This is a genomic window from Ensifer adhaerens (assembly GCF_001270265.1).
Taxonomy (GTDB): Bacteria; Pseudomonadota; Alphaproteobacteria; order Rhizobiales; family Rhizobiaceae; genus Ensifer; species Ensifer adhaerens_B.
This window is the reverse complement of the sequence record NZ_LGAP01000019.1, coordinates 1-25,010: the sequence shown is the minus strand read 5'-3', so window position 1 is coordinate 25,010 and position 25,010 is coordinate 1. Positions and strand designations below refer to the sequence as shown.

Here is a 25,010-nt window from a genome sequence, read left to right as displayed (position 1 = left end):
TCGACCCCTGTCAAACTCGGGACGAGCATGCGCGACGGATTTGTCGGCACGCTCCGTGAGGGGCCTCGACGTCTACGACCGCCAAATGTGAGGATTCAAGCGCGAACGATCTGAAAAGACGGAAAATATTCCTTCACGTCAATTCGCGCGGCGGGAGAGCTTTTTCAGAAATCGATCGCCCGGCCCTTGATTTCCCAATCACCGAAGCGTGCCGGGTCGGCGCCGCCGCGGCCGCCGATCTCCGTCGGCATAAGCTTCTCCGCTTCCGCCTGTCGCCGTTCCTCTGCTTCCTTCAGCGCGCGCAAGGCAGCGGCAGGCAGCGGCTTTTTCGGGCGGTCGGGGGCATTGTCGTTGTCGTTCTGCATCTCGCCAGTATCCGGATTCGTGCATCTGTATTGAAGAACGGGGCATTTGCACCCATCATATAAGACGCCGTTGCCTGAACGGAAACCCTGATTCACGTGAAACGTCGACCACCCGGAGCCTGTTCATGAACCTCGTTCGCACCGCCATGCTGCTCGCAGTGATGACCGCCCTGTTCATGGCGGTCGGCTTCGCCATCGGTGGACGTGGCGGCATGATGATCGCCTTCGTCATGGCAGCTGGTATGAATTTTTTCTCCTACTGGAATTCCGACCGCATGGTGCTGCGCATGTACCGTGCGCAGGAGGTCGATGAACGCAGCGCACCGGAATATTACGGCATCGTGCGCGATCTCGCGAAGAATGCCGGCCTGCCGATGCCGCGGGTCTATGTCATCGACAGCCCGCAGCCGAATGCTTTTGCCACCGGGCGCAACCCTGAGAATGCCGCTGTTGCCGCTTCGACCGGCCTGCTCAAGGCGCTTTCCTATGACGAGGTCGCCGGCGTCATGGCGCATGAACTTGCCCACGTCCAATATCGCGATACCCTGACGATGACGTTGACGGCGACGCTTGCCGGGGCGATCTCGATGCTGGGCAACTTCGCCTTCTTCTTTGGCGGCAACCGTGAGAGCAACAACAATCCGCTCGGTTTCATCGGGGTGCTGGTTGCAATGATCGTCGCGCCGCTCGCGGCCATGCTGGTGCAGATGGCGATCAGCCGCACGCGCGAATACTCCGCCGACCGCCGTGGTGCCGAGATCTGCGGCAAGCCGTTGGCTCTGGCCTCGGCGCTGCAGAAGATCGCCGGCGCCGCCCACCGGATTCACAATGACGATGCCGAGCGCAATCCGGCGACCGCGCATATGTTCATCATCAATCCGCTCTCCGGCGAGCGCATGGATAACCTGTTTTCGACCCATCCGAACACCGAAAACCGGATTGCCGCCCTGCAACAGATGGCGCAGGACATGTCCATGGGGTCGACGCCGCCGGTTCGTGCTGATAATCCGGTGCGCAAATCGCGCTCTGTTCCCTCTACCGGTTGGGGTCGCGGTGGTTCCGAACCGCCGAAAGGTCCCTGGTCCTGATGTCTGCCGAAAACAACAACGATTCACGTCCGAAACAAAACCGCTCGCGCAAGGAGCCGGCGAGATCGACGAAACCGGCGCAACAGCCGCGCGGCCCGGAAAAGCCGGGCTTGCGGACGCGACAGGCGGCCGCCAAGATCCTGGCGGCGGTCGTCGATCGCAAGACGTCGCTCGATGGCATGCTCGATCACGAGCATGGAAATCCGGCCTACCGCGAACTGAACGAGGCCGACCGGGCGCTGGTGCGCGCCATTCTCAATTCGGCATTGCGCCACCTGCCGCGCATCCAGTCGGCAATCGGTTCGATGCTGCAGACGCCGCTTCCGGAAGGCGCCCGAGCCCTCGATCACGTTCTCGCAGTGGCGGCAGCACAGATCCTCTATCTCGACGTTCCTGATCATTCCGCCGTCGATTTGGCCGTCGAGCAGGCGCAGGCCGACCCGCGGAACCGTCGGTTTGCCAATCTGGTCAATGCCGTTCTTCGTCGCCTGTCGCGCGAAAAGGAAGCGATTCTGGAGAGCTTGCGGACCGTTCCGGCGATGCCGGACTGGTTCTTCGACAGGCTCGTCGAGCGTTATGGACGCGAGCAGGCCGATCTGATCGCCGAGGCCCAGCTGACGCCGGCGGCGATCGATGTGACGGTAAAGTCCGACCCCGATGCCTGGGCCGACCGGCTTGGCGGTACGGTGCTGCCGACAGGCTCAGTCCGCCTTGCCGAATTCTCCGGCTCGATCCCTTCCTTAGCCGGATTCACCGATGGCGAATGGTGGGTCCAGGATGCGGCGGCATCCATTCCTGCCCGCCTCTTTGGATCGCTCGCCGGCAAGAGCGTGGTCGATCTCTGTGCAGCACCCGGCGGCAAGACGGCACAGCTGATCCTCGCCGGTGCCGAGGTGACAGCGCTTGACCAATCGTCAAGCCGGCTGCGGCGGTTGAAGGGCAATCTTGAGCGGTTGCGCCTTGAGGCGTCGATGAAGGAAACCAACATGGCCGATTTTCGGCCGGACGACCTCTTCGACGCCGCCTTGCTCGACGCCCCCTGTTCGTCGACCGGAACGACGAGGCGTCACCCGGATGTGCTTTGGACCAAGGGGCCGGAAGACATCGAAAAGCTCGCGCTGCTGCAGGAGCGTTTGCTGCGTCATGCGCTGACGGTGGTCAAGCCGGGCGGGATCGTCGTCTTCTCCAATTGCTCGCTCGACCCGCGCGAAGGCGAGGAAGTGGTCGCCCGGGTGGTCGCGGCGGGCGACGCCTATGAGCGCGTGCCGGTTCTGGCCAAGGATTGGCAGGGCCTTGAAGATGCGATCACCCCGCTCGGTGAAGTGCGCACCACGCCGTCGATGTTCCCGCTCGATCCGCCGTTCGCCGGTGGACTCGACGGATTCTACGCCGCAGTGATTCGTCGTAAATAAGTCTGGAAAAGTCGAGTTGCCGTCCGGAAGGCCTCGGACACGGGCTGTTTTATCGTGTCAATTGACGCTTTAAGGCCACGGGCCTATCAAAGACGATACAATTGATAAAAGTTTAATGATCTTTCCGGCACCATCCGGAGTCACGCGGAGCGCCGCGCGTCCGTTCGGACAGGCAAGGACGCTCTGGCACTTGAAACCGCGCATCGTGCCTTCCGAAAATCGAATAGGGATTTTCGGGCAGGCATGCGCTAGCGATACTGGCGCGAAGCCGATGCATCCGTTCGGACGTCTCGAGCGGCTTGCTTCAGGAATGAGGAAACCAGCGGGCGTTGATGGTGTTTTCCGGCAGGCGAAGGCTTTCCTATCTGTATGCGCGTGAAGGCTGGCGCCGCGTGTCGCGCCGTCTTTCGGTCGGCCGTGTCTCGTCGCTGCGTTTTACCGGTTCGACGCCCAGCCGCCTGATCGTCGCGCCGACGGATCTGCGGGCCGTCGATCCGTTCGTCGCCGAGGAGATCCTCGAGGGCCGCTTTCCACTGGCGGGCCGGGTGCTCGACACCGAAGGCGAATCGCCCTTCGAGATCGATCTGCCGTCGCTGGAATTTGCCGTCCGCCTGCATTCGTTCGGCTGGCTCAGGCATTTGCGGGCAATCCGGGAGGATGCCGGTTTCGTGCGCCTACGGCAGATCGTCGACGACTGGATCGCTACTCACGGCCGCAACTTCGGTGACATTGCCTGGGATGCTGACGTCATCGCCCAGCGCATCATCGCGTGGCTGTCGCACTCGCCGGTGGTCCTGCGCAATGCCGAGCACGGCTTCTATCGCCGGTTCCTGAAAAGCCTTGCCTTTCAGGTCCGCTATCTCCGCCACATCGCCGAAACGGTCGGTGATGGCGAGGCTCGCCTTCGCGTGCGGATGGCGCTTGCCATGGCCTCAGTCTCGATGCCATCGACGCCTTCGGCCATCCGCAAGGCGTCGCGTCACCTCGACTTTGAGCTCGACCGTCAGATCCTCGCCGATGGCAGCCACTTCTCGCGCAGTCCACGTGCCGGGCTGGAGCTGCTGCTCGACCTGCTGCCGCTGCGCCAGACCTATGTCAATCTTGGGCATGATGTGCCGTCGCGTCTCATTTCCTGCATCGACCGGATGTATCCGGCATTGCGCTTCTTCCGCCACCAGGGTGGCGAACTGGCGCTCTTCAACGGTGCGACCTCGGTGCTGGCGCATGAGCTTGCCTCGGTGCTGCGCTACGACGAAACCGCCGGCGAACCGTTTCACTCGCTGCCGCACGCCCATTACGAGCGGCTGTCGATCGACAACACCGTCGTCATCGTCGATACCGGCCGGCCGCTTTCCGTCGATCTTTCGCGCAGCGCCCATGCCGGATGCCTCTCGTTCGAAATGTCCTCCGGCAAGACGCGGTTCGTGATCAATTCGGGTGCGCCGAAGTTTGCCGGCGAGCGATTCCGCCAGATGGCACGGATGACCGCCGCGCATTCCACCGTGACGGTCAACGACACGTCGTCCTCACGCTTCTCGCAGTCACGGTTTCTCGGGCCGATCATGACCAGCGGCGTCTCGCGCGTCGTCGTGGAGCGCAAGGACGAACCGGGCCGTCTCGAATCCGTCACGGCAAACCATGACGGCTACCTCTCGTCCTTCGGGCTCCTGCATGAGCGCGACATCGGCGTGCTGAACGGCGGTCGGATGATCCGCGGGCGCGACCGGCTTTCGCGTGCCGATGGCAGCGACCCTGAAGAAACGAACGCGGCCGTCGCTGTCGCCCGCTTCCATATCCACCCGGCCGTCACCATTCGCCAGAACAACGGCCGCGAAATCTACCTGACGGCGCCCGATGGCGAAGTCTGGCTGTTCGCCTGCCAGGATGGCGAGCTGGCAGTCGAGGAAGACATCTTCTTTGCCGATCCCTCCGGCATTCGCGCCTCGTCGCAGCTGACGGTCACCTTCGCCGTTGCCAGGCAGCCCGAGATCCAATGGACCTTCTCGCGCACGAACTGACTCGCGAGCCAATCGAGCTCCTTATTTTAGGATGTGCGCTTCCCGAGGTTCCTTCGGCCGGCAAGCTATGCTAACGGGCAGCCATCCCAATGGCCGGAGCATCCTCCCGGGCGTCCGGCGCCGCCAAAGGAGCATGGTTGATGGCTGTCGCCTCCAAGAAAATTCCCGCCCCGAACGAGCTTCCAGTCCGGACCGCTCTTCTCTCCGTGTCGGACAAGACCGGTGTCGTCGAGCTTGCCCGTGCGCTCCACGAAAAAGGCGTGCGTCTGGTTTCGACCGGCGGCACGCACAAGGCGTTGTCGCAGGCCGGCCTTCCGGTCAGCGACGTCTCGGAACTGACGGGTTTTCCCGAGGTCATGGACGGTCGGGTAAAGACCCTTCACCCGGGCGTCCACGGCGGTCTGCTGGCGATCCGCGACGATGCCGAGCACCAGGCGGCCATGTCGGCGCACGGCATCACCGCGATCGATCTGGCGGTGATCAATCTCTATCCCTTCGAGGAGGTTCGCGCACAGGGCGGCGATTATCCGACGACGGTCGAAAACATCGATATCGGTGGCCCGGCAATGATCCGCGCATCCGCCAAGAACCACGCCTATGTCACCATCGTCACCGATCCGACCGACTATCCGGTCCTGCTCGAAGAGCTTGCATCGGGCGCAACGACCTATGCGTTCCGCCAGAAGATGGCGGCCAAGGCCTATGCCCGCACGGCGGCCTATGACGCGGCCATCTCCAACTGGTTTGCCGAGGCGCTCGATACGCCGATGCCGCGCCACCGCGTTCTCGGCGGCGTCTTGAAGGAAGAGATGCGCTACGGCGAAAATCCGCACCAGAAGGCGGGCTTCTACGTCACCGGCGAGAACCGCCCGGGCGTCGCCACAGCTAAGCTGCTGCAGGGCAAGCAGCTTTCCTACAACAACATCAACGATACCGATGCCGCCTTTGAACTCGTCGCCGAGTTCCTGCCGGAAAAGGCCCCGGCGGTTGCGATCATCAAGCATGCCAACCCTTGCGGCGTGGCAACGGCTCCGACGCTGGTCGAGGCCTACCGACGGGCGCTTGCCTGCGATTCCACGTCCGCCTTCGGTGGCATCATCGCGCTCAACCAGATGCTCGATGCGGAAACGGCCGAAGAGATCGTCAAGCTCTTCACCGAAGTGATCATCGCGCCTGAGGTCAGCGACGAAGCCAAGGCCGTCATCGCCCGCAAGCCGAACCTGCGGCTCTTGACCACGGGCGCCCTGCCGGATCCGCGCATCCCCGGCCTTTCTGCCAAAACCGTATCCGGCGGCCTTCTCGTCCAGACCCGCGACAACGGCATGGTCGAGGACCTGGAGCTGAAGGTGGTGACCAAGCGGGCACCGACAGCGCAGGAATTGGAAGACATGAAGTTTGCCTTCAAGGTGGCAAAGCATGTGAAGTCGAACGCCGTCGTCTATGCCAAGGACGGCCAGACCGCAGGCATCGGCGCCGGCCAGATGAGCCGCGTCGATTCCGCCCGCATCGCCGCGATCAAGGCCGAGGAAGCCGCCAAGGCGCTGGGCCTTGCAACGCCGCTCACCAAGGGCTCCGCCGTGGCCTCCGAGGCATTCCTGCCGTTCGCGGACGGTCTGCTCTCGGCGATCGCTGCCGGTGCTACGGCGGTGATCCAGCCGGGCGGTTCGATGCGCGACGAAGAGGTGATTGCCGCCGCCGATGAGCATGGCGTTACCATGGTCTTCACCGGCATGCGCCACTTCCGCCATTAAGGCTCTTCCGGAAGGCCGTTTTCACGGCTCCCGGAATTGCCCCCAAGTCTTTCACTGACAGTTACAGGCCGTCGCGTCCCCAGGATGCGGCGGCTTTCTTGTGCTCGGCATTCGCCGGATAGGGCGTGCGCAGGAGGATCAGGAGGCCGACGACAAGGAAGGCGATGAGCGCCATCATGCCGATGCGGGCCGAGCCGGTCGCAAGCGTGATCGTGGCGACGGATGCTGGGGCGAGGAACGATGTCGCGCGGCCGGAAAGTGCATAGAGGCCAAAGTAACGCCCCGCCTCGTCCAGGCTGACGCTGCGGGCGAGATAAGAGCGCGACGAGGCCTGAACCGGACCGAAGGCGATGCCGACCAGCAGACCGTAGAGGATATAGGCCTTCTCGGCAGCGGTGCCGAACAGGCCCCCGGAATCCTCCGTCGGCAAAGGCAAAAGGCCGAAGGCGGTGAAGCCGGGTCCGGTCGAGACGATGCCGAGTGTCGCGATGATGAGACACACGAGGCTTGCGGTAACGATGACCTTGGAGCCGAGCCGCGTATCGAGCCTGCTCGCATAGAGACAGCCGCCGATCGCGACGACGTTCAAGATGATGCCGTAAATGCCGAGTTCCAGGGTTCGCCAGCCGAACATTGCTGCGGCAAAAGTGCCGCCGAGCGCCAGGAGCCCATTGACGCCATCCTGGAAGATCATGCGTGCGATCAGGAAACGGAAAATGCCCGATCTTTCCTTGAGTTCGCCAAGTGTGCCCTTCAGTTCTCGCAGGCCAGTGACGGTCGCCTTGCGGAGCGACATGGTCGCCTTGGTCGCATCCGGGGTGAAGAGGAACATCGGGATGATGAAGACGAGGTACCAGAGCGCCGATATCGGTCCGGTGATACGCGCGTCCTCGCCCTTTGCCGGGTCGAGCCCGAACAGCGGATCGATACCGGCCGCCGTCTTGCCGTCTTCCGGGCTGCCAGCCAAGAGCGCGACGACGGCGATGAGCACGATCATGCCGCCGAGATAGCCGAGCCCCCAGGCGATGTTGGAAATGCGGCCGACGTCCTTCTCGTCCACCAGTCGCGTCATCATCGAATCGTTGAAGACGATCGAGAATTCGGCGGCGACGGTGGCCAGCACCATGAAGATGGCGGCGTAGATGATCGGCGATCCGGGTGCGGCAAACCAAAGCATCGCCAGCGATACGATCTTGATGACGGCGAAAAAGCCGATCCAGGGTTTCCGCGGCCCGGTGGCGTCGGCGATCGAGCCGAGAACCGGGGAGAGAATGGCGATGATGATGCCGGAAACGGTGAGCGTATAGCCCCACATAGCCTGGCCGACAGCATGATCCTCCGTCAGCCGGGAGACGAAATAAGGGCCGAAGATGAAGGTGGTGATCACGGTGAAGAAGGGCTGTGCCGCCCAGTCGAACAGCATCCATCCGACAATGCCGCGACGCGTCGTTGCAGGTTTGTCTGCAGTTCTGTCCGCCGAAATCGCCAATTGCCCCTCCCGGAAATGACTGCGCCGTGCGTTCAAGTGAACGCGCGGCGCAGAAAGATCGTGATTTCTCGCTCATCGAGACCGGAGGGTCCTCCGGTCCAAACGGGCTAGCCCGGGGCGGACTGTGTCATTTCGCCCTGCCGCGTGCAAGGTCGTTGAGCAGACCCGCCGCAACGGTAATCTTGGCAAGCGTGGTCTCGCCCTTCTCGGTCAGGAGCGTCAGTTGGCCGCCGGCGCGTGAAACGCGTTCGCGGTCGTTTTCCTGCCAGGCCTGGACCGGATTGCGCTCGCTCTTCTGCTCGCGCAAGGCCGCTGCCGTGATGTCGCGTCGGGCGCCGGCAATATCGGAGACCGCGCGCGACAGCGCCATTGCCTCGAACTGCTCGCTCGCCGGTACACGATCGGCCGCCGCCAGAAGGCGGTTGACCCGCAGCGTTTCCGTGACGGCAAAATAGCCCTGCGCCGTGCGGCTCAGCGTTTCGCCGGTTTCAGCGGCGATCTGCATGATTTCCGGCACGAGAGTCATCAGCGCGAGTTCCGAGATCTCGTCCGCCAGTTTTTCCGGCACGCCACCCTCGACGAAGGCGGCGGTCTTTGTCCGAGCCTCGTCGGCGGTTTCGCCCGAAATCGCGGTGCGCATGGTACCGCGGAGCTTCTGCAGCCCGTCGCGCAGACGCGTCACGGCCTCGGAGACCGAGCCCGTTGCCGCGTGGGTGCGCAATACCCGCTCCGTGACAAGCGCGAAGATGCGCCCAACTTCCTGATAGAGCGCGTTCTGGAGGACGCCGCTGATGCGGTTGTCCAGAGCGTCGATCTCGTCATAGATCCGCGGCAGATCGAAGCCGTCAAGTGCCAGAACCGCCGCCTTGACGACGTCTGCCGAGAGGAAGCCGGTCGCGTCCGTCAAGGTCGAAACGAAGGCGGGGCCGCCGCGATTGATGGTTTCGTTGGCCAGCACCGTCGCGATGATCTCGCGGCGCAGCCGGTGGCCGTGGATGTCGCCGGCATAGGCCTTGCGCATCTTGCCCGGAAAGTAGCGTTCCAGCGTCGTCGTGAAATACGGGTCGTCGGGAAGCGCGCTGGCGATCAGCTCGTCGAACAGCACCAGCTTCGAGTAGGAGAGCAGCACGCCAATCTCCGCGCGCGTCAGTGGCTTGCCCGCCTGATAGCGCTCGGTCATGGCCTGGTCGGTCGGTAGCGTCTCGACCTTGCGGTTGAGATGGCCGTCGGCCTCGAGCCGCGTCATCAGGCGGCCGAGGGTCGTCCGGTTGCCGGCACCCTGCAGCTCGGTGAGCGAGATCGCCAGAGACTGCTCATAGTTGTTGCGCAGCACGAGATGGCCGACTTCCTCGGTCATCGACGCCAGCAGCGTGTTGCGCTTCTGGCGTGTCAGGCGACCGTCGCGCATCGCGGAGGCCAGTGCGATCTTGATATTGACCTCGACGTCGGACGAGTTGACGCCCGCCGAGTTGTCGATGGCGTCGGAGTTGCAGCGGCCGCCGTTCAGGCCGAAGCCGATACGGCCCTTCTGCGTGACACCGAGATTTGCGCCCTCGCCGATGACACGGGAACGAACCTCTTCGGCGGTCACGCGGATCGCGTCATTGGCGCGGTCGCCGACTTCTGCATCCGTCTCGTTGCTGCCGCGCACATAGGTACCGATACCGCCGAACCAGAGGAGATCCACCTGGCTCTTCAGGATCGCGTTCATGATCTCGAACGGCGTGGCCTTTTGCTTGTCGATGCCGATCGCAGCCATGGCTTCCGGTGTCAGCGTCACCGATTTTTCGGCGCGGGAAATGATCATGCCGCCTTCGGAAAGCGTCTTGCGATCATAGTCCTGCCAGCTCGAGCGCGGCAGGGCGAACATGCGCTTGCGCTCGGCGAAGGAAACATCGGTATCCGCTGCCGGATCGATGAAGATGTCGCGGTGGTCGAAGGCCGCAAGCAGACGGATCTTTTCGGAAAGCAGCATGCCGTTGCCGAACACGTCGCCCGACATGTCGCCGACGCCGGCGACGGTGAAGGGCGTCGTCTGGATGTCGATGTCCATCTCGCGGAAGTGCCGCTTGACGGTTTCCCAGGCGCCCCGCGCGGTGATGCCCATCTTCTTGTGGTCGTAGCCGGCCGATCCGCCCGAAGCGAACGCGTCGTCCAGCCAGAATCCCGCTTCCTGGGCGAGGCCGTTGGCGGTGTCGGAGAAGGTGGCGGTGCCCTTGTCGGCGGCGACGACGAAATAGGGATCGTCACCGTCGCGGCGCAGGGTGTCGGCCGGCGGCACGACATCCTGGCCGACGATGTTGTCGGTGACCGACAGCATGGTGCGGATAAAGGTTTTGTAGGCCTCGGTACCGGCCTTGAACACCTCGTCGCGGCTGCCGCCGACCGGCAGCTGCTTCGGATAGAAGCCACCCTTGGCGCCGACGGGCACGATGACGGCGTTCTTGACCTGCTGCGCCTTCACCAGGCCCAGCACTTCAGTCCGGTAGTCCTGTGCCCGGTCGGACCAGCGAAGACCGCCACGGGCGACCTTGCCGAAGCGTAAGTGCACACCTTCGACTTCGGTGCCGTAGACGAAGATCTCGCGGAACGGACGCGGCTCCGGCAGGCCCTCGAGCTGCTTGGGGTCGAGCTTGAAGGCAAGCACCGCGCGCGGCTTTCCGTCAGCGTCCTTCTGGAAGTAGTTGGTCCGGAGCGTCGCCTCGATCGCGTTGACGTAGCGGCGCAGGATCCGGTCCTCGTCGAGGCTCGGTACCGCCGACAGTGCGGTCTCGATCGACGCGAAAAGGGCGTTGCATTTCTTGGCGCGCGGCTTTTCCTCGATCGCCGGGTCCATACGGGTCACGAACAGCTTGAAGATATCGGCGGCAATATCAGGATATTTGTTCAGCGTGTCGGCGATATAGCCTTGCGAATAGGTGATGCCGGCCTGGCGCAGGTAGCGGGCATAGGCGCGCAACACCGTCACTTCGCGGGCGTTCAGACCGGCGAGCAGGATCAGCCTGTTGAAGTTGTCGTCCTCGATGGTGCCGTTCCAGGCGGCGAGGAAGGCTTCCTCGAGCGCTGCGCCCGATTTGTCGAGATTGAGCGCATGGCCGTCGCGATGGATCAGTTCCATGTCGTGCAGGACGACGAGACGCTGGTCTTCACCATGCTTGCCGACGTTGAGGTCGTAGGTCTGCTCGCTTATGACCCGGAAGCCGAGGTTTTCGAGCAGCGGCACGCGGCGCGAAAGCGATACGGGCTCGCCGGCGTGGAAGATCTTCAGCTCCGCCGTGTCCGGACGGTTGACCGGACGGTTGTAGTGGTAGAACGAGATCCGGATCGGATCTTCCGCCTTGCAGGCGGCGATATCGGCGAGATCGGCATAGGCTTCGGCCGGTGCGAAGGCCGCCTGGTAGGCTCCGCCAACGCTGAGCTCTATACCGTCCTTGCGGGCAAGCAGGTCGAAGCGATCGATCCAGCGCGTGACGATGCCGCGTACGGCCTCCTCGAGCTTGGCCTGCGGAATGCGCGGGGTCTTGCCAGCGGAGCGGCCGATGATGAAGTGCACGCGCGCCAGGCCGCCTTCGGGGAAGGCCGGGTAATAGGCCGAAACGCGGCCGTCATAGGCGGTCTTCAGATAGTCCCCGATCTTCTCGCGAACATCGGAATCATATTGTTCGCGCGGCACGAAGACGATGACCGAAACGAAGCGGTCGAAATGGTCGATGCGCGGCAGAACGCGGATGCGCGGACGGTCTCCCAGCTCGTTGATCTGTTCGCAGAACGCGGCCAGCAGACCGACGTCGATCTGGAAGAGGTCGTCACGCGGGTAGGATTCCAGCGTGTTGTCCAGCATCTTGCCGGAGTGGCTCTGCGGATCGTAGCCGAAATGATCGACGATCTTCTCGATCTTGTGGCGCAAGAGCGGGATTTCCGCAGCCTGGCGGGTATAGGCCGAGGAGGTGAACAGGCCGACGATGCGCAGTTCGCCGGCGACATTGCCGTCGGCATCGAAACGCTTGACGCCGATGTAATCCATATAGGCGCGGCGGTGCACGACCGACTTCACATTGGCCTTGGTGACGATCAGGAAATCCGGGCTTTCGAGGAAGGCCAGAATTTCAGGGGTGGTCAGAACCGCGTCCTGGCCCTGGCGCAGCACGCGCACATCGGGATTGGAAAGGATGCCGAGGCCCCTGCCCTTGCCGCGCTCGACCGTCGCCTTCCCGCCCTTGCCGGAATAGGTGTATTCGCGCATGCCGAGGAAGGTGAAGTTGTTGTCCCTGAGCCAGCGGAGGAACGCCAGCGCTTCGTCGCGGTCGCTCTTCTTGCGCGAGGCGTTGTAGTCCTCGAGCTCCTGCATCGCCTGATCGAGCAGTGTCGTCATTGCCGGCCAGTCGTGCACGGCCTGGTGAACCTGATCGAGCACGTCGCGGATGCGGTTGCTCAGCGATTGCGCCTCCGCCGGCGTCAACTTGCTCAGGTGGATCTGGATATGGCTGATCCGATGCGCAGGATCGCTCGGTTCATCCGGATCGAACAGCTTGATGGGCTTGCCCGGCTCCTGGACCAGAATGGGATGGATCGCGAGATGGATGTCGCGGTGGGTGCTCGTCACCTCGCCCATGACCGAATCATAGAGGAACGGCATGTTGTGTTCGGTGACCGCAATGATCGAAACTTCGGTGCCGCCAGGCGCGACGCCGGCCACTGTTTCAACCGAAACCTGAGGTTTGCCGCCGTCCCAGCGTGCGAGTTCGCTTCTCGCATGGGCCGCCGTCAGTGCCAGCATGTCCGCCGAATAGAGATCGAGGTCGTCGTTGCTGGCCCCGCCGAAGAGGATCTCCGGCGCCAGCGCGTCGGAGCCCAGTTTGGTGGCGGCCGCCTTCGCTGCGTCGATGTGTCTGTCCCGCTTCGGATTGTATTTCACGCCCATGAAGTTTCTCCCATTCATGATAGGCTAGACCCTATCAGAACCATGGCTAATGGCGACCGCTTTTTATGACGATTTCGGCAAAAACGAGCCAAAAGTCGGAGAATCTCACGCGAAAACAGCTTAAATCCATTTAAATCGAAGGCAAATTGGCGAAAATTGCTCGAATTTCGATGAAAAAGCACGAAAACGCCAGCGGCTTGTGCGGAACCTGTCTGCCATCGCCTGTTGACATGGCGGTGACAGTCGGTGATCAGAGTTCAAATCGAAGGATTGGACTGGCCGATGCCCGAAATGCCCTCCTTGCCTGGTGCCGTCATCGTCATTTCTAGTCATGTGGTTCGCGGTACCGTCGGCAATCGGGCGGTTGTCTTCGCCCTGGAGACACTTGGCCATCCCGTCTGGGCTCTGCCGACCGTCATTCTGCCCTGGCATCCTGGCCATGGCCGTTCGACGCGCATCACGATACCCGACGCGGAGTTCCAGTCGGTGATCGACGATCTGGCTCAGGCGCCCTGGGCCGGCGAGGTTCGGGCGGTGCTCTCCGGCTATCTTGGCTCGGCAGGGCAGGCAGACGGCGTTGCCCGGCTGGTCACCGCCCTGCGCGCCCGCAATCCGGATCTCGTCTACGCCTGCGACCCGGTGATCGGCGACGCCGAAGGGCTCTACGTGCCCGAGGCGACGGCGACCGCCATCCGCGACCGGCTGTTGCCGCTTGCAAGCCTCGCCACGCCCAACCGCTTCGAACTGGCCTGGCTGGCCGGCGCGACGCTTGAGACCAACGCGGCAATTCTTGATGCGGCGCTGGCGCTCGGTCCTTCGCGGATGCTCGTCACCTCGGCGATCCCGATGATGAACGGCGGCACGGGAAACCTCTATCTCTCCGGCAACCACGCGCTCCTTGCCGAGCATCGGCTGATCGAGAACCCGCCGAACGGCACGGGCGACCTGCTGACGGCGGTGTTCCTGGCGCGTCTGCTGGAAGGACTGTCCGAGGAGCGCGCGCTCCAGATGGCCACGGCCAGCGTTTTCGAAATTATCGCGCGCACGGTCAAGCGCGGCGCCGATGAACTGACGCTCGAACAGGATGCGTCGAGCCTCTCGACGCCGATGGCGATGGTGCAGATGCGGCGCCTGCTGCATCCGAGCCAGATGCGCCGGAAATAGAAGAAGCTGTTCACGGCACGCCGTCGGACGGCTTGGTGGATTGAACTCTCGACAGCAGCGGGGTAACCGATGGATATGCAGCGTTTTCCGGACCACCTTCTGAACGGCTATCGCAACTTTATGAGCGGTCGTTTCAGTGAACAGCAGCAGCGTTACAAGACATTGGCGGACAGCGGGCAGAAACCCAAGACCATGGTCATCGCCTGTTGTGACTCCCGGGCAGCGCCCGAGACGATCTTCGACAGCGGTCCGGGCGAGCTCTTCGTCGTGCGCAACGTCGCCAATCTCATGCCGCCCTACGAGCCCGACGGTCACTACCATTCGACGTCGGCAGCTCTGGAATTTGCGGTCCAGTCGTTGCGCGTCAGCGACATCGTCGTCATGGGCCATGGCCGCTGCGGCGGCATCAAGGCTGCACTCGACCTGGATGCCGAGCCCTTGTCGCCGGGTGATTTCATCGGCCGCTGGATGAACCTCTTGAAGCCGTCCGCCGAGCAGATCCAGAGCAACGACGTGATGACCCAGGCCGAGCGGCAGCGGGCGCTGGAACGGGTCTCGATCCGAAACTCGATCGCCAATCTGCGCACCTTCCCCTGCGTTCAAATTCTCGAATCGAAGGGCAAGCTCCAGCTTCACGGTGCCTGGTTCGACATCTCAACCGGCGAGCTCTGGGTGATGGATCCGAAGACCGGCGATTTTGCCCGTCCCGGCATGTGATCGACATCAACGAAAAAGCCCGGTCCTTTCGAACCGGGCTTCGTCATCTGCAAATCTCTGATCGTGGCGATCAGTCGCCGTCGATTTCCGTGCCGATGATGGCGATGGCCTGCTGGTAGACGCTGGCGGCGTTCCAACCCTGGATCGCGCCGAAATTCGCCTGTCCCGGCTGATATCCAGCGCCCGGCTGCCAGCCGTGTCCACGCAGGAAGTTGGCGGTCGAAGCAAGCGCGTCCGCCTTCGAACGAACCATGTCGATATGGCCGTTGCCGTCGCCGTCGACGCCGAATTTCAGCACGTTGGCCGGAAGGAACTGGGTCTGTCCGATTTCACCATGGGCAGCACCCCGTGCAGCCGGGCTGAGATCGCCGCGCTGGACGAGTTGCAGTGCCGCGTAGAGCTGGTTGGTGAAGTAGTCGGAGCGGCGGCAGTCATAGGCGAGCGTCGAAACGGCAGAGAGCGTATGCTCCTTGCCCATGAAGCCGCCGAAGCCGGTTTCCATGCCCCAGATGGCGATCAGCGGGCCGGCCGGCACGCCGTAGCGCTGCTCGATGCTGTTAAAGAGCGCCGCGTTTTGGGCCTTCATCTTCTTGCCGCGCGAAATGATCGTCTGGCCGCCGCGCTTCTGCATGAACTGGCTGAGCGAGAGCTTGAAGCTCTTCTGGCCACGGTCGGCGCGGATCGTCGCCTTGTTGTACGAAACGCCGGAGAGCGCCTTGTCGAGCACTGCAGGGCTGATGCCGTTGCCGGCGGCTTCCTGCTTGAACTGCGTCATCCAGGCTGCAAAACCGCTGCCGTCGTTGCCGCACTGTGCCGCCGAAGCGGTCGCCGGAAGGATCGCCGTTGAAATCAGGGCCGCAAGCCCAATCGCTACGCACTTTGCCGTGTGCATGAAATACCCCGTCATTGCCCGAATCTGGTTGCCGTTACGAAAGATGCCAGCCGTCGCCGGCTCTGTCACCCGCCCCTCATGGGCGGAAATTCCCTAATGGTTTCACGTGAATCCGATCAATTTTTCACACGGACCCGTGAAACAGGAAACCCCGCAGGCCGATAACGGGCCAGGCGGGGTTCTTATTTGCGCTTTACCGCCTGTTCGTTCAGGCGGCCTGCTTCTTGGCGCGGATCAGACCGCGGTTGATCAGCAACTCGGCGATCTGAATCGCGTTGAGTGCAGCACCCTTGCGCAGGTTGTCGGAAACGACCCAGATGTTGAGGCCGTTTTCGACGGTTGCGTCTTCGCGGATGCGCGAGATGTAGGTCGCGTCTTCGCCGGCGCACTCGTAAGGCGTGACGTAGCCGCCGTTCTCGTGCTTGTCGACGACCAGGCAACCCGGTGCTTCGCGCAGGATGTCGCGCGCCTCGTCAGCGGTGATCTCGTTTTCGAACTCGATGTTGACCGATTCCGAATGGCCGATGAAAACAGGAACGCGCACGGCAGTGCAGGTCACCTTGATCTTCGGATCCAGCATCTTCTTGGTTTCGGCCAGAACCTTCCACTCTTCCTTGGTGTAGCCGTCTTCCATGAAGACGTCGATGTGCGGAATGACGTTGAAGGCGATGCGCTTGGTGAACTTCTTCGATTCGATCGGGTCGGCAACAAAGACCGCACGGGTCTGGTTGAAGAGTTCATCCATGCCGTCCTTGCCCGCGCCGGAAACCGACTGGTAGGTCGAAACCACGACGCGCTTGATCTTGGCGTGGTCGTGCAGCGGCTTCAGCGCGACGACGAGCTGAGCGGTCGAGCAATTCGGGTTGGCGATGATGTTCTTCTTGGTGAAGAGCGAGATCGCGTCCGGGTTCACTTCCGGCACGATCAGCGGCACTTCGGCGTCGTAGCGCCAGGCCGAGGAGTTGTCGATGACGACGCAACCCTGCTGGCCGATCTTCGGCGAATACTTCAGCGATACCGCGCCGCCGGCCGACATCAGGCAGATATCGGTATCGGAGAAATCGTAGTTTTCGAGGTTCTTGACCTTGAGCGTCTTGTCGCCGAAGGAAACTTCCGTGCCCTGGGAACGAGCGGAAGCCAGGGCGACCACTTCATCGGCGGGAAAGCCGCGTTCCGAAAGGATGTTCAGCATCTCCCGGCCGACATTGCCGGTGGCGCCTGCGACTGCAATCTTGAAACCCATGATCTAAGCTCTCTTTTCTGTCTCTCCTCGTCGGGTGGAGGGGGAAACCGCGCGATCCGCCGCGAGGGTTCCTGTCCCCGGCCAAACCGGGGAGAGAGCGGAGGGCCAGAGACGTCAGACGGTTTTCGTCGTCGTTTTGGCCGTTGTTTTGAAGGAAGCTGGAAAATGCATATCCTGCCCGGCGATTTCTGCCAGGACGTTGCTGTCAGCGAAGTTGTGTTCGCGGCGAAGCATGGAATGCCTTCCTTTCCGAGGCTCCTAATAATTGTTTCTATCGGCGAGTCAAGCGTGCGATGCTTGGCGCCCGCAAACGTGATCGCAAATGTCATGGCGCTGTCATGGCCGGGCGTTACGACCGCGCAATCCGACACCTCAAAGGGACGATTGCCATGCGCACGCTTCTAGCCACCCTCTTTGCCACGACGGTTCTGGCCCACGCCGCCCAGGCCGCGGACGTCTATCCCATTGATCGCGCGACGATACTTGCCGGTTCGCCGTTCGATTTCAAGGTCGAGCTCAAGGGTGCGGTCAAGGCCGAAGACATCAAGGTGACCGTCAACGGCCAGGACTACAAGGCAGCGCTCGGTGCCGAAGCCGCCTATGTCGCGATGGAAAAGGGCAAGGAAGACAAGGAACTCGGTTCGGCGCTGCTGCTGCGCAATGCAATCATCGGCGTACCGGGCAGCTACAAGGTCGAAGTGACGGCCGGCGGAGAGACGAAGACCGTGACCTGGGACGTCTTTGCCACGGCCGAACAGCCGAAGGTCAAGAACGTGATCTTCCTTTTGGGCGACGGCCTTTCGGTCGCGCACCGCACCGCCGCCCGCATCATGTCGAAGGGCATGACCGAGGGTAAGGCCAATGGCCGCCTCAACATGGACGACCTCGAGCGCATGGCCTTCATCGGCACGTCGGCCACCAATTCGATCGACACCGACAGTGCCAACACCATGTCGGCCTACATGACCGGCCACAAGACCGTGATCAACGCCGTCGGCGTCTATGGCGACCGCACGCCCGACAGCCTCGACGATCCGCGCGTCGAAACCATCGCGGAGGCGCTGCGCCGCCAGACGCAGAAGTCGATCGGCCTCGTCACCACCTCGGAAATCGAGGATGCCACCCCGGCAGCCGTCGTCTCCCATACGCGCAACCGCAACGACAAGGCCGAAATCGTCGGCATGATCTACGACGTCAAGCCGGAGGTCATCCTTGGCGGCGGCTCGGCCTATTTCCTTGGCAAGGAGACGCCCGGCTCCAAGCGCAAGGACAACCAGGACTACATCAAGCTGTTCCAGGAGGCCGGCTATGCGCTCGCCACCGACAAGACCGAACTCGCCAATGCGCCTGCCGACGGCAAGCTTCTCGGCTTGTTCCACACGGGCAACATGGACGTGACGCTTGATCGCGAATTCCTGAAGAAGGGTACGGCCGAAAAGTTTCCGGGCCAGCCAGGTCTGGTCGACATGACGAAGACGGCGCTCGACCGGCTGTCGAAGAATGAAGACGGCTTCTTCCTGATGGTTGAGGGCGCTTCGATCGACAAGATGAGCCATCCGCTCGACATGGAACGCGCGGTCGTCGAGACCATCGAGTTCGACCAGGCTGTCGGCGTTGCCCGCGAGTTTGCAAAGAACAACCCGGATACCCTGGTCGTCGTTACCGGCGACCATACCCATGGCGTCTCGCTGCTCGGCATCATCGATGACACCGTCGAGGGCAAGGAAGGCCGCGACAAGGTCAAAACAGGCGCTTCGGCAGGCTTCCCGAACTACACCGACGAGAACAAGGACGGCTACCCCGACAAGATCGATGCGAGCCGCCGCCTGGCGATGTTCGTCTCCAACTTCCCCGACTACTACGAAACCTTCAGCCCCAAGCTGGATGGCCCGTTCGAGCCGGCGGTGAAGAACGAGAAGGACGAGTATGTCGCCAACGAAGCCTATAAGGACATGCCCGGCGCGGTCCTGCGCGTCGGCATCCTGCCGAAGGACGAAAGCACCGGCCAGCACACGGTCGATGACGTCGTGTTGCAGTCGGAAGGCCCGGGGAGCGAAGGCTTCAGGGGTTACATGGAGCAGAGCGACGTCTATCGCGTTCTCGTCGACGCGCTTGCTCTCGGCGTGAAGCAGACCAACTGATCGTTTGAAACCTGCCTCCTCCCTCAGACCGGGGAGGAGGCTTCACTTGACGTTCATTCCTGCCGGCGGGGTGCTCAGGTGCCGCCGGGGGCACCATTGGCGATGAGACGATGACCCTACCGACTTCCATCTCCTTGAGCCGTCGAGCCGTGCTCGGCCTGATCGCCGGCGTGGCTGTTGCGATCGACGGGCGCCCTGCCCTGGCCGACGACAGCCTCACCTTCGATGAGCTTTACGGCAAGGTGAGCGTGCTCGGTCTGGAATTCTCGCAAAAGGTAAAGAGCCTTGCCGGCCAGGAAGTCCGCATGCGCGGCTTCATGGCGCCGCCGCTCAAGGCCGAGGCGGCGTTCTTCGTGCTGACAGAGATCCCGATGGCCCTTTGTCCGTTCTGTTCGTCGGATTCCGACTGGCCGGACAACATCGTCGTCGTCTATCTCGGGGAGAAGCAGACCTTCGTGCCGCCCGGCCAGACGATCGAGGTTCGCGGGACGCTGGAGGTCGGCTCCTGGACGGACCCGGAGACGGGTTTTGTCAGCCTGCTGCGCCTGCGCTCATCCCAGTTCTACGCGGTCTAGCGCATGCTTGGTCTTCAGCTCGCAGGGGTCGATGTCAGCTTTCCCGGACTTGCGGCGCCGGCTCTGGCGATCGACAGCCTCAGCGTCACCGCCGGCAGCCGTGTGGCGCTCACCGGTGCGTCCGGGTCCGGAAAAAGTACCCTGATCAGCATCCTGACCGGGCTCGAGCGCGCCGGGCAAGGCCGTGTCCTCTGGGGCGGTGTGGATATTTGCGCGCTCTCCGAAGGTGGCCGCGATCGCTGGCGCGGTGCCAATATCGGCCTCGTCCTGCAGGATTTTCACCTTTTCCCCGGCCTCAGCGCGCTGGAAAACGTTCTGCTGCCGGCAAGGCTCTCCGGCGCCATGACCCGTGATGTCGGCGCGCGTGCAGAACATTTGCTGCTGCGCGTCGGCCTCGCCCGGCCGACGCAGATGATCGAGACCATGTCGCGCGGCGAGATGCAGCGCGTGGCGATTGCCCGCGCCCTGTTACGCAAGCCGGGGGTGGTTATTGCCGACGAGCCCACCGCCAGCCTCGATAGCGACGCCGGCGATGCCGTCGGCGATCTGCTGCTTGAGCTTTCCACCGAAAGCGGCTGCACCCTGATCGTCGCGACGCACGAGTTGGCGCTGTCGCGACGCATGGATCGCCGCATCCGGCTTGCCGCCGGGCGTATCGTCGAGGACGGCGTGATCGAGGAGCGCGCAGCATGATCGGCTTCATCCTTGCGGATCTGCGTCGTCTCTGGGCCGGTTCCCTCGTGGTCGTGTTGTTGGTCGCGCTGGCAACAGCGCTCGGCGTTGCCGTCACCTTGCAGGAGCGCGCCCTTCGTCTCGGCAGCGCGCGCGCCGCCGACAAGTTCGACCTCGTGATCGGCGCGCCTGGCAGCGAGACGCAGCTCGTGCTTTCATCGATCTTCCTGCAGCCCTCGCCGCTGCCGCTGATGGAGGGCACGGTCCTGCCCCGTCTTCTCGCCGATCCGCGCGTTGCCTCCGCAGCGCCGGTCGGTTTCGGCGACAGTTTTGGTGGTTATGCCGTCGTCGGTACCTCCACCGGGCTGGTCGGCGAACTCGAACAGCTTGCCGAGGGCCGTGTCTTTGCCGCCCTCGGCGAGGCGGTTGCAGGTGCTGCCGTCGATCTGCCGATCGGCTATGCGGTCAAGCCCACCCACGGATTTGCCGAACTCGGCGGTCACGCCCACACGGAACTCGCCTATCGCATCGTCGGACGGCTCAAACCCACTGATACCGCCTGGGACCGAGCCATTCTTGTGCCGATGCAGGCCGTCTGGGCGCTGCATGGAATGGCGGCGGCCGAACACCAAGATGCCGATGGCCACGACGACCACCCGCATGACGAGACCGCGCCCGGTGCAGAGGTGGACCACCCGCATATCGATGCGGACGCGGTGCTCGACGAAGATTGGAGCAAGGCGACGCCCGGCCTGCCGGCAATCCTCGTCAAACCCAAATCGATCGCCGATGCCTACAAGCTCCGGCAGGACTACCGCAGTAACATGACGCTGGCGGTCTTTCCCGGCGAAGTGCTGACGAACCTCTATGCCACGCTCGGCGACGCCAAGCGGGTGCTCGTAGGGGTAACGACGGGCGCCCAGGTTCTGGTCGCAGCCGCGATCCTGCTCGTCACGATCCTGCATGTCGGCCAGCGCCGACGGCAGATCGGGGCGCTTAGGGCATTCGGCGCGCCGCGCACGGCGGTACTTGTCATTGTCTGGAGCGAACTGTTTGCGCTGACCGCAGCCGGCGTGCTCATCGGTTTCGCGCTCGGCTTCGGCGCCGCCAAGTTGATAGCCGGATATCTTTCCGGCGAGAGCGGCGTTGCCATGCCTGTCATGTTCACCGCCGGCGACGGATTTCTTGTCTCCGCCATTCTCGCCTTCGCCGCCTGTCTCGCCATGCTGCCGGCCGTGCTCGCCTACCGGCAATCGCCGGCGGCAGCCCTTAGGGCCTGAGGTCCTGAGGCTTCTTAGACCAAAGTCATAAGCCGAAAGCATCCCTGCCTAGGGGGCCTCTTTTCTGACATCCTGTGATCATGCGCACCACGTTCGGACGTTCAAGGGAGGAATGTCCGAGCCAGCCAATGGGCGCTCCAATGGGCTGTTTTGGAGTGGAGGATAAACAAAATGGCAAATGTCGCGACAGCGGACGACGTAAAAGCGCGTCCAATGACCGGCGAGGAGAAGAAGGTCATCTTCGCCTCATCGCTTGGTACCGTGTTCGAATGGTACGATTTCTATCTCTACGGTTCGCTTGCCGTTTACATCGGTGCGACCTTCTTCAGCTCCTATCCGGAAACGACGCGAAACATCTTCGCGCTTCTGGCGTTCGCCGCGGGCTTCCTGGTTCGCCCGTTCGGTGCTCTGGTCTTCGGTCGTCTCGGTGACCTCGTCGGCCGCAAGTACACATTCCTGGTGACGATCCTGATCATGGGTCTGTCGACCTTCCTGGTCGGCATCCTGCCTGGCGCTGCCTCCATCGGCATCGCCGCGCCGATCCTGCTCATCGTCCTGCGTATGCTTCAGGGCCTGGCGCTCGGTGGCGAATATGGCGGTGCTGCCACTTATGTGGCCGAGCATGCGCCGCACGGACGCCGCGGTTACTTCACATCCTGGATCCAGACGACGGCGACGCTCGGTCTGTTCCTGTCGCTGGTGGTGATCCTGCTCGTCCAGTTCCTGGTCGGCAAGGAAGCCTTTGCTGCCTGGGGCTGGCGCATTCCGTTCCTCGTCTCGGTCGCGCTTCTCGGCGTTTCCGTCTGGATCCGCCTGAAGATGAACGAGTCGCCGGCCTTCAAGAAGATGAAGGAAGAGGGCAAGGGTTCCAAGGCACCGCTGTCGGAAGCCTTCGGCCAGTGGAAGAACGCGAAGATCGCGCTTCTGGCACTGTTCGGCGCCGTCGTCGGCCAGGCCGTCGTCTGGTACTCCGGTCAGTTCTACGCGCTGTTCTTCCTGACGGGCGTGCTCAAGGTGGACGGTCAGTCGGCCAACATCATGGTCGCCGCCTCGCTGCTGATCGGTACGGGCTTCTTCGTGCTCTTCGGTTGGCTCTCCGACAAGATCGGCCGCAAGCCGATCATCATGGCCGGCCTGCTGCTTGCCATGCTCACCTACTTCCCGCTGTTCAAGGCATTGACCTGGGCCGGTAACCCGGCGCTCGCTCAGGCCCAGGCAACGGTACGGGCAACCGTGACCGCCGCACCGGGCGACTGCAAGTTCCAGTTCAACCCGACCGGTACGGCCAAGTTCACGACCTCGTGCGACATCGCAACGGCGTTCCTGACCAAGAACTCGGTCCCCTACGACGTCGTAACGACGGCAGCCGCCGGGACCGCAGCAACGGTCAAGGTCGGAGAAACCACGATCAACAGCTACGACGCGGTCGCCGCAGGCGATGGCGCCAAGGCTGCAAACGGTGCCTTCGAAAAGCAGGTCAACATGGCTCTGCACGATGCCGGCTATCCGCTTGTTCGTGGCGCGGCAAAGGTTCCGGAATCCAAGCTCGACGGTTTTGTTGCCGCCAACCCGGAACTGGTCCTTGATGCCGCTGCCGTTCGCGGCGGCGAAAAGACCATGGTTCCGGCCGACAAGCTGATCGCCGACAAGCTCTTGACGAAGGACGAGGTTGGTGCTGCTACCGAAATGGCCGTCTACACGATTGCCAAGGCTGGCAGCTTCGCGATGGTGGCGGATCCCGCCAACGTCAACTGGACGATGATCATCGCCGTTCTGACCGTTCTCGTCATCTATGTGACGATGGTCTACGGCCCGATCGCCGCCCTGCTGGTCGAACTGTTCCCGACCCGCATCCGCTACACCGGCATGTCCCTGCCCTACCATATCGGCAACGGTTGGTTCGGTGGCCTGCTGCCGGCAACGGCCTTCGCGATGAGCGCGGCCCAGGGCGATATCTACTACGGTCTCTGGTACCCGATCGTGTTTGCGGGCATCACCCTGGTAATCGGCATGCTGTTCCTGCCGGAAACCAAGGATCGCGACATCCACGCGATGGACTAAAGACTTCCCCGAGAGGCATCACGGCTCTCCTGACTCCGGCGCGGTCTTCCGCGCCGGCTTTTTTATGGGCGGGTGTCTCAGCCCTTGGGGATCGGCCAGCCCGCCTCGTCGGGGCGGAAAAGCCAGCCGCGCTTGGCAAAGAGAAACGCCACCATCAGCGAGGTCCAGAGGCCGAGCAGCAACCCGGCGGCAACGTCGCTCGGATAGTGGGCGCCGACGATGACGCGCGAGGCCCCGATCACCAGTGCCAGTGTGAAAAAGAGCGGCCGCAGCTTCGGCAGCAGCATGGCAAAGACCCCGAAGAAGGCGCCCGCCGCGGTCGAATGGCCCGATGGAAAGCTCTCGAACAGGGTGTCGCCGGTAAATGGCGTCAGGCTGTAGGCGCCCAGATCGACCAGAAGTTCCGGCCTTGCGCGACCGATCAGGACCTTCAGCGCGTGAACCAGCACGCTGGCGGTGCCGATGGTCAGGAAAAAATAGGCAGCAAGATTGCGCACGGTGCGGGCCTTGCGTTGAAGCGGCTCGCGTCGGACCACACGCCTGAGGATGAAGGCGACGGCAAGGGCCAGACCCGAGAGATAGATCATCCAGCCGAAGGTGCCGAAGTCGGTGATCAGGCGGTTGAAGGCGATGATGCTCTCGGGCAGGGCCTGCGCCCGCTCCGAGAGAAACGGATCGAGCGGGATGAAAGCGAGCACGAGGATCAGCGTCGTCAAGAGGATCCATCCGGTTGATGCGAGCGGTCGGTTCATGATTGCCTTTCCAAACGATCTGCATGCAAAAAATGCGCTTAGATGCCGAGCTGCCCCTCTTCGCACCTATTGCTCGCGGCATTTGCCTGCATGTGTCGGTTTGGCCGCCAAATTCAAGACCACCGAACGCAAACACCTCCGGATCGCTCCGGAGGTGTTTTGAAAAGATGACGGGAATTATGCAGTAGTCAGGCCGACAGGCTCTTGAACTCGGCGAGGATGGCTTCGCCCATCTCGACGGTACCGACCTGCCGGGCGCCTTCGGCCATGATGTCGCCGGTGCGGATGCCCTGGTCGAGCACATTGGCGATCGCCTTCTCCAGATTGTCGGCTTCCTTCGTAAGGTTGAAGGAGTAGCGCAGGCACATGGCAAACGAGGCGATCATGGCGATCGGGTTGGCGATGCCCTTGCCGGCAATGTCCGGCGCCGAGCCGTGCACCGGCTCATAGAGCGCCTTGCGCTTGCCGG

The 25,010-nt window shown here is 62.9% G+C and carries 18 protein-coding genes; 11 read left to right on the top strand and 7 right to left on the bottom strand.

The features are described 5' to 3' along the window. Window positions 1-164 precede the first annotated feature (164 nt). Entirely contained in the window at window positions 165-365 is a 201-nt protein-coding gene (locus AC244_RS22970; RefSeq protein ID WP_053251141.1) for a DUF1674 domain-containing protein, read from the bottom strand. Between the two features lie 125 nt (window positions 366-490). Between AC244_RS22970 and htpX the strand changes: the two genes are divergently transcribed. The 4 genes from htpX to purH all read left to right on the top strand — a co-directional run bounded on the left by htpX (window position 491) and on the right by purH (window position 6,634). Next, on the top strand, window positions 491-1,453 hold the full coding sequence (htpX, locus tag AC244_RS22965; RefSeq protein WP_053251140.1) for a zinc metalloprotease HtpX: 963 nt from the start codon (window positions 491-493) through the stop codon (window positions 1,451-1,453). Next, the gene (locus tag AC244_RS22960) at window positions 1,453-2,865 is read left to right on the top strand and encodes an RsmB/NOP family class I SAM-dependent RNA methyltransferase (RefSeq protein ID WP_053251139.1); all 1,413 of its coding nucleotides are present in this window, start codon (window positions 1,453-1,455) and stop codon (window positions 2,863-2,865) included. The genes htpX and AC244_RS22960 overlap by 1 nt, the downstream gene beginning before the upstream one ends. 332 nt (window positions 2,866-3,197) lie before the next feature. Continuing rightward, window positions 3,198-4,883, top strand: coding sequence for a heparinase II/III domain-containing protein (locus tag AC244_RS22955; RefSeq protein ID WP_053251138.1), 1,686 nt, complete (start codon window positions 3,198-3,200; stop codon window positions 4,881-4,883). 140 nt (window positions 4,884-5,023) lie between these two features. Next, a complete protein-coding gene (purH, locus tag AC244_RS22950; protein WP_053251137.1) occupies window positions 5,024-6,634 on the top strand; it encodes a bifunctional phosphoribosylaminoimidazolecarboxamide formyltransferase/IMP cyclohydrolase in 1,611 nt (536 codons plus the stop codon). Between the two features lie 61 nt (window positions 6,635-6,695). Here purH and AC244_RS22945 read toward each other — a convergent pair whose 3' ends face one another. Then, window positions 6,696-8,057, bottom strand: a complete 1,362-nt coding sequence (locus AC244_RS22945) for an MFS transporter (protein WP_082367072.1) — start codon at window positions 8,055-8,057, stop codon at window positions 6,696-6,698. Between the two features lie 193 nt (window positions 8,058-8,250). Continuing rightward, the gene (locus tag AC244_RS22940; protein ID WP_053251135.1) at window positions 8,251-13,044 is read right to left on the bottom strand and encodes an NAD-glutamate dehydrogenase; all 4,794 of its coding nucleotides are present in this window, start codon (window positions 13,042-13,044) and stop codon (window positions 8,251-8,253) included. Window positions 13,045-13,326: 282 nt separating this feature from the next. Here AC244_RS22940 and pdxY point away from each other — a divergent pair, with 282 nt between their 5' ends. Both pdxY and AC244_RS22930 read left to right on the top strand, forming a co-directional pair. Then, complete coding sequence (pdxY, locus tag AC244_RS22935) at window positions 13,327-14,208, top strand: pyridoxal kinase PdxY (protein WP_053251134.1); 882 nt, start codon at window positions 13,327-13,329, stop codon at window positions 14,206-14,208. A gap of 69 nt (window positions 14,209-14,277) precedes the next feature. Continuing rightward, entirely contained in the window at window positions 14,278-14,925 is a 648-nt protein-coding gene (locus AC244_RS22930; RefSeq protein WP_152976064.1) for a carbonic anhydrase, read from the top strand. Window positions 14,926-14,995: 70 nt separating this feature from the next. Here the strand turns inward: AC244_RS22930 and AC244_RS22925 are convergent, their stop codons facing one another. Together AC244_RS22925 and AC244_RS22920 are read right to left on the bottom strand one after the other, a co-directional pair. Further along, a complete protein-coding gene (locus AC244_RS22925) occupies window positions 14,996-15,817 on the bottom strand; it encodes a lytic transglycosylase domain-containing protein (protein WP_053251224.1) in 822 nt (273 codons plus the stop codon). 208 nt (window positions 15,818-16,025) lie between these two features. Beyond that, window positions 16,026-17,060 (bottom strand): aspartate-semialdehyde dehydrogenase, encoded by a 1,035-nt coding sequence (locus AC244_RS22920; RefSeq protein ID WP_053251133.1) that lies wholly within the window; start codon window positions 17,058-17,060, stop codon window positions 16,026-16,028. Window positions 17,061-17,449: 389 nt separating this feature from the next. Between AC244_RS22920 and AC244_RS22915 the strand changes: the two genes are divergently transcribed. The 5 genes from AC244_RS22915 (at window position 17,450) to AC244_RS22895 (ending at window position 23,789) form a co-directional block, all read left to right on the top strand. Then, on the top strand, window positions 17,450-19,201 hold the full coding sequence (locus tag AC244_RS22915) for an alkaline phosphatase (protein WP_053251223.1): 1,752 nt from the start codon (window positions 17,450-17,452) through the stop codon (window positions 19,199-19,201). Window positions 19,202-19,311: 110 nt separating this feature from the next. Further along, window positions 19,312-19,776, top strand: a complete 465-nt coding sequence (locus AC244_RS22910) for a hypothetical protein (RefSeq protein WP_053251132.1) — start codon at window positions 19,312-19,314, stop codon at window positions 19,774-19,776. Between the two features lie 3 nt (window positions 19,777-19,779). Further along, window positions 19,780-20,469 carry an ABC transporter ATP-binding protein gene (locus tag AC244_RS22905; protein ID WP_053251131.1) on the top strand — a complete coding sequence of 230 codons (690 nt, stop codon included), beginning with the start codon at window positions 19,780-19,782 and terminating at the stop codon, window positions 20,467-20,469. After that, complete coding sequence (locus AC244_RS22900; protein WP_053251130.1) at window positions 20,466-21,728, top strand: ABC transporter permease; 1,263 nt, start codon at window positions 20,466-20,468, stop codon at window positions 21,726-21,728. Before AC244_RS22905 ends, AC244_RS22900 begins: the two co-directional genes overlap by 4 nt. Before the next feature lie 171 nt (window positions 21,729-21,899). After that, a complete protein-coding gene (locus AC244_RS22895) occupies window positions 21,900-23,789 on the top strand; it encodes an MFS transporter (RefSeq protein WP_053251129.1) in 1,890 nt (629 codons plus the stop codon). A 77-nt stretch (window positions 23,790-23,866) separates the two neighbouring features. Here AC244_RS22895 and AC244_RS22890 read toward each other — a convergent pair whose 3' ends face one another. Next, window positions 23,867-24,541: a phosphatase PAP2 family protein gene (locus tag AC244_RS22890; protein WP_053251128.1), complete on the bottom strand. Its 675-nt coding sequence runs from the start codon at window positions 24,539-24,541 to the stop codon at window positions 23,867-23,869. A gap of 188 nt (window positions 24,542-24,729) precedes the next feature. Next, window positions 24,730-25,010 (bottom strand): isocitrate/isopropylmalate family dehydrogenase (locus tag AC244_RS22885; RefSeq protein WP_234717008.1); only part of this gene is annotated, 281 nt, incomplete at its 5' end.